We start from the raw sequence: 1576 nt of genomic DNA on the forward strand, positions 1-1576 counted from the left end.
GTATTTTGTATCGTTTTTAAATATCCGTTCAAAGACGGATTATCAGGCAGCAGATTATTACAGGGAAGAGAGAACTTTCCCTTCCCTGCAGAAATCCTTCTTGCTATCTATCTGTCAGTCTATGATTTATTGAGGAATCAGGTTAACGTTTTCACCCACCAGATTCCAAGGTGCAACCTTAACCTCTACTTTGATTTTAGTCGCTAGGTCAACCGGATTAGTTGGTACTGTGGGCCCTTCCTCTTTATCTCCCAAGCCCATAATCTCATCGATAATAACTTGGTAGAAGTCATTACGGAATATATCGTAATTCTTAGCCTTATTCACATATACGGTATAGTAGCAAGTACCAGCTGTATATTTCACTACATCACCCACATTTAGTCCTAATTCAGTGGCATAGTCAGTAGCTTCCGTTACCGATTTGAAGTACAGGTTGCCTGTGGTTGTTTTGATGCACCAGAAATCTCCGATTGTACCATGTGGTGTTACCGTCCAGTTACCGGTTGTTCCGGTAAATACATTAGCCGGAGCGAATTTCGCGCTTACGCTCACATAAGTCAGGTTACCCGCTATTACGTTATCATTGGTGTTTTCAGGAGCATATTTTACAGCCAGAAAAGAACCAGCATCATTCACATCGGAATAGTCGTTATCTACCAGTGTACTACTCAATCCGTCACCCGGAATAGCGGGTTCGGTATAGTTAGGGTCTTCAATGGTAGTTCCCACTTTCTTCTGTGCAGCATAAGTCGACAGATTCACCTGCCCCAGTGCAAAGCGCAAGTTACTCAGTGTTCCACCATCAACATTTGTTAAAGCCAAATTAGCTTTCTCTTCTACAGTAAATTTAGCGACAAAGCGCTTCACATCTACCGTAATGGCATTGCTGGCCGGCATACTTCCCGTCACACCATCCAAGGGGTAAAAGTTGCAGGAGTCACATCGCTACCCATTACAAATTTATTATCGGTAGCAATTTGAGCAACTGTAATTGTATGGGCTACGGAAGTAAGAGCGGCAAGCGTCTTGTTGGTTTCAGACAAGCTCGTTCTAATTTCATCAGGAAGGTTAATTCCTACATAAATCTGCTTGGCACCTGAAGTGGTTTCCATCAGTTCGTCTGTTTTCCAAACACCTGATCCGGCATCGGAAAAGTTGGTGAACTGTTTGTAGTCTTTCAAGAAGCCACCGACATTGTAAATAAACACATCAACAGTGTTGATCTTAGATTCTTCCGCAGTACCCTCTTGCGTAGCATACGTAGTGGGAGAACTGAATTTGATGCTGGCATACGTTTTAACTCCTTCTTTCGAGGTGTCATCTACGACGTCACTTTCATTCGAACAACCGCTTAAACCCATTGTAAGGGCAGCAGCCATTAGCATTACATACTTAAATTTAGCTTTCATACTTGTCTTTTTTAAATTTAAAATTGAGTTAATAATTAATATAGCGTTATCGCTTTTCGTGTTTTATCTATTGACGCTTTGTATATCGTTCCATCTTCCGGTTGTCGGCACGCTTCGTTTGTACCTCCTGTTTGTTACGAGCGGCAGCTTTGCTACCGGCCTGC

Annotated in this window: 2 protein-coding genes; both read right to left on the minus strand. The window is 42.3% G+C overall.

The genetic code is table 11. The features are described 5' to 3' along the window. Positions 1-126: 126 nt before the first annotated feature. Entirely contained in the window at positions 127-912 is a 786-nt protein-coding gene (locus JCM10512_RS20990; RefSeq protein ID WP_244437421.1) for an Mfa1 family fimbria major subunit, read from the minus strand. Further along, positions 909-1412 carry a fimbrial protein gene (locus JCM10512_RS20995; protein ID WP_044165906.1) on the minus strand — a complete coding sequence of 168 codons (504 nt, stop codon included), beginning with the start codon at positions 1410-1412 and terminating at the stop codon, positions 909-911. The genes JCM10512_RS20990 and JCM10512_RS20995 overlap by 4 nt, the downstream gene beginning before the upstream one ends. Positions 1413-1576: the final 164 nt, after the last annotated feature.

The organism is Bacteroides reticulotermitis JCM 10512, assembly GCF_000517545.1.
GTDB classification, from domain to species: Bacteria; Bacteroidota; Bacteroidia; order Bacteroidales; family Bacteroidaceae; genus Bacteroides; species Bacteroides reticulotermitis.

Bases quoted from the DNA above. Each gene is read 5' to 3' on its own strand.
- JCM10512_RS20995 (WP_044165906.1), bottom strand. From the start codon at position 1,412: ATGAAAGCTAAATTTAAGTATGTAATGCTAATGGCTGCTGCCCTTACA.